This is a genomic window from Leuconostoc falkenbergense, from assembly GCF_014634805.1.
Classification (GTDB): Bacteria; Bacillota; Bacilli; order Lactobacillales; family Lactobacillaceae; genus Leuconostoc; species Leuconostoc falkenbergense.
The window spans coordinates 1-3,470 of the sequence record NZ_BMBS01000069.1; the positions used below are offsets into that span (position 1 = coordinate 1).

Consider the following 3,470-nt stretch of genomic DNA (forward strand, 5'->3'; position numbering starts at 1 on the left):
GTTGCTTTTATAGTGGTTCACTCTTGCACTTAAATGTATCTATTTGCCTTTAATTGACCTGTATTGTCTGGTATGATTAGTGTATATTCACTGTACAAGTAAATATATTTTGTTCGTTAAACTAACATTCAATAATTAAACTATAACTTTTGTTAGTTCACTGTACAATACGCTTTAAAGTTTCTTAATTAAGTTTCATTTTTGATTAAGTGCTTTATAAATTCTTAACATTTAATCGAGGTGCTAATATGTCTGTTACATCAGAACGCATGAAAGAACAGCGCAAAATAAAAAAACTAACTCAAACTTCTCTAGCTGAATTAGTTAATTCTTCACGTTCAAGCATTGCACAAATTGAAACTGATAAATATACTCCCTCTTTTGCCATGCTCTCACTGATTGCTGACGCTTTAGATACCACAGTAGAGTATCTACAAGGCAAGACTGATAACCCGCTTAAAACGCCTGCTGTGGATGATAACGGGGATGAGCCACCACTCACAGAGGGACAAAAACAAGTCGCCTATTTCATTGACCCTAGCGCCACACCCGAAGAGATAGAACAAATTAAAAAACTTGTTGAGATTGCTAAACTATCAAAACGTCGTTTGTGATTGCGGGGCGACACATGTATGACAAATATTTAGTTATATATTGACTGTTTCCCTGATTACAAATTCTTTGGTATTGAGGTAGAACATAATAAGTATTTTGGTGAGGTTGTGAAAGATAGCAATGGCACTAAGATATTTATAAACACGTTACAACCAGAGTGGCAACAACTACACACTATCGTACACGAAAGCGCACACGCTGACTTTGATGTCTTCGGGGATGACAAACGCCACTCAATGAAAACGCTGTTAGCTGAAAAGCAAGCTGAGTATGTCGCTAACCACTTTCAAATTAAAAAGCCACCTACTATCAGTAAGTGACTTGATAGGGATTCCATCCCCGCTGATTATTCAAACAAAAAGCGTTACAAGACACTACTTGCTGAAAAGCAAGCTAACATGACAGCTACTCGGCTAATGAACGACTTATTTCAACAAACAAATAACTCACTGGAGAACTCAATATGAAACCACTACTTATGACGTCTTTACTCTTTTTCATTCTAGGTATAACTTTTTTGGTTTTGTCCAAAAATGAAAATAATAAAACTTATCAATTTTCTGGTGCCTTATTCTTGATTGCGGGAATAATGGTAGCCACTGCTCAATTAATTTGATCATTAGAAAAACCGAAAAAATAACTGTTCGTTATTAAAAGGAAGCCAGTTCTGTACATCGGTCTCCTGTTTAAACTATGGGCGGGGATGACATTAAAAAACAATCGAGGAAAATATATGAAACTCCAAAAACATTTTTTCAATAAATTACTACATCATCCAGATACACCTGTCTGGACTCTTATATGCACTATGGTAGCTATCATGGCAAGTTATAATACAGTTATTCGCTATGGTTTCTCTGAAAAAATGTTTTTTCGCTTACTGATTGTATACCCATTAATCGTCGTATTTATATATTGTCTACGAACGTTCGTAACATTACCAATCGTTCTAAAGTTACACAATTACTTCCCAAACATCATTAAAATAAACGTTCCTGTGCAGGTTAGCATACCCTTGTTGGTTATATGGTTTAATGTATCAATAATGATGGTATTGTTCACAGTAATCCATCACACCCTATACCCTCAGTTTTTGATTGGTTATATTGGAAACTGGATTAAAACATTTTTCGTTGCTGTCCCTATTTTCTTTTTTGTAGCTAAACCACTTATATTCAATATGTTTGATTTGCTAAAAGCAAAACATCCCCTAATTACCAGTGATCAACCTAACAAATCTAACAACAAAGCTGATTTCTAAATCTTTAATTAAGTTTCTTCATACCACTCCTTGGCTCAATTTTCAAAGTATAGTCGTAAATAACAACACAAAGGTATTACAAATGAAAAACTATAACAAAATTATGATTATAGGCTGTGGTGGTTCTGGTAAATCAACTTTAGCTAGAAAACTTAGTCACAAAATGAACGTTCCTGTTTTCCATTTAGACGCCCTTTTATGGCATGATAACTGGGAAATGAGCAGTAAAGATGAACAACGCCATGTTATTAGCAATGTCTTAGATAAAGACCAATGAATTATAGACGGTAATTATAGCGCCACGCTTGATATGCGAGTAGCTAAAGCCGATACCATTGTTTTTATAGATCGTAGTAAAGCAATGTGTCTGTATAACGTGTTTAAAAGGTACATTCACTATAAGGGACAATCTCGACCAGACATGCACGATAACTGCCCTGAAAAAATTGACTTTGAGTTTGTGCGTTGGATATGGATATTTAACAAGAAACGAAAGCCTGCAATAATCAAAATGCTTGCTGATGTTCAAAATACCAAAAATGTTGTGGTTTTAAAAAACAATAGACAAATAGATTATTTCTTAAAATCTATTCAAAAATAAAAGAACTCTCAGTGAGTGCTTACATAAGTGCAAATTTAAACTAATATCATCTTTTGGGGGGATGAAAATGAATAAACTAAAAAAGCAGGGATTAGATGCACCATTGGTGCCAATTCTTTATATTGTTGCTGGGTTGCTAGCTCTTCTATTTGCTTTAATATTCCACGAACACTTCAGCGGTTACTTATGGACTGTTTGTTACGGTATCATCATGGTTTTGGGCGGCTTGATATTCATACACACCTCAATACGTGGAAAATCCATGATATGGGACAGCATCATTGCTGATTTAACTATCCCCGAAAACAGTAAGGTGCTGGATTTAGGGACTGGACATGGCCTTGTGCTGTTGAAATTTGCGCAACACCTATCAGAAAAAGGACATGCAACGGGTATTGACTTATGGCTTAATAAAGATCAATCAAATAATAGCCTGAAAAATACAAATGATATCATCGAATCAAAAAAGTTATCACGGGTAGCAGATGTTAAAACAGCAAACATGTTAGATCTACCTTTTGAAGAAAACCAATATGATTTTGTTGTCACAAGCTTAGCACTTCATAATATTAAACCTACTTCAGCACGTAAAGACGCTTTGAATGAAGCAGATCGTGTCTTAAAGTCAAACGGAATGCTGATAATTGTTGATACAGGACATAACAAAAATGAATATATCTCAGTGCTACAATCTAATGGTTACAGCATTCAAAAACATAAGACTTATGGCATTATTGGTTGGTGGACTGGTCCATGGATGCCCACCTATTCAATCATCGCCACTGCGCCAATAAAACAATAAAAAAGCACTCACAGAGTGCGTACATACGTGCCAAGCGTTCACGTTAAAAAGTTTGGAAAGTATTTCTTGCTATGACAGATATTGGTTACTTATACGCCCTTGAAAACAAATCATTTCCGGGCTACATCAAAATTGGTCAAACTACCAATCTTGACAACAGGCTAAAGCAATTTAATAACACGGGTATTCCA

6 protein-coding genes are annotated in these 3,470 nt (G+C 35.2%); all 6 read left to right on the forward strand.

Annotation, left to right across the window (positions count from 1 at the left end; translation table 11 throughout):
• Window positions 1-248: 248 nt before the first annotated feature.
• Window positions 249-614, forward strand: a complete 366-nt coding sequence (locus IEU71_RS09760) for a helix-turn-helix domain-containing protein (protein WP_036068873.1) — start codon at window positions 249-251, stop codon at window positions 612-614.
• A gap of 108 nt (window positions 615-722) precedes the next feature.
• A complete protein-coding gene (locus IEU71_RS09765; RefSeq protein WP_004914924.1) occupies window positions 723-935 on the forward strand; it encodes a M78 family metallopeptidase domain-containing protein in 213 nt (70 codons plus the stop codon).
• 143 nt (window positions 936-1,078) lie between these two features.
• Window positions 1,079-1,231, forward strand: a complete 153-nt coding sequence (locus IEU71_RS09770) for a hypothetical protein (protein ID WP_004914922.1) — start codon at window positions 1,079-1,081, stop codon at window positions 1,229-1,231.
• Between the two features lie 727 nt (window positions 1,232-1,958).
• Window positions 1,959-2,153: an AAA family ATPase gene (locus IEU71_RS10230; RefSeq protein WP_004914915.1), complete on the forward strand. Its 195-nt coding sequence runs from the start codon at window positions 1,959-1,961 to the stop codon at window positions 2,151-2,153.
• Between the two features lie 391 nt (window positions 2,154-2,544).
• Window positions 2,545-3,279: a class I SAM-dependent methyltransferase gene (locus IEU71_RS09780; RefSeq protein WP_004914910.1), complete on the forward strand. Its 735-nt coding sequence runs from the start codon at window positions 2,545-2,547 to the stop codon at window positions 3,277-3,279.
• A gap of 71 nt (window positions 3,280-3,350) precedes the next feature.
• The coding region (locus IEU71_RS09785; RefSeq protein ID WP_188349652.1) for a GIY-YIG nuclease family protein at window positions 3,351-3,470 on the forward strand (120 nt) is incomplete at its 3' end.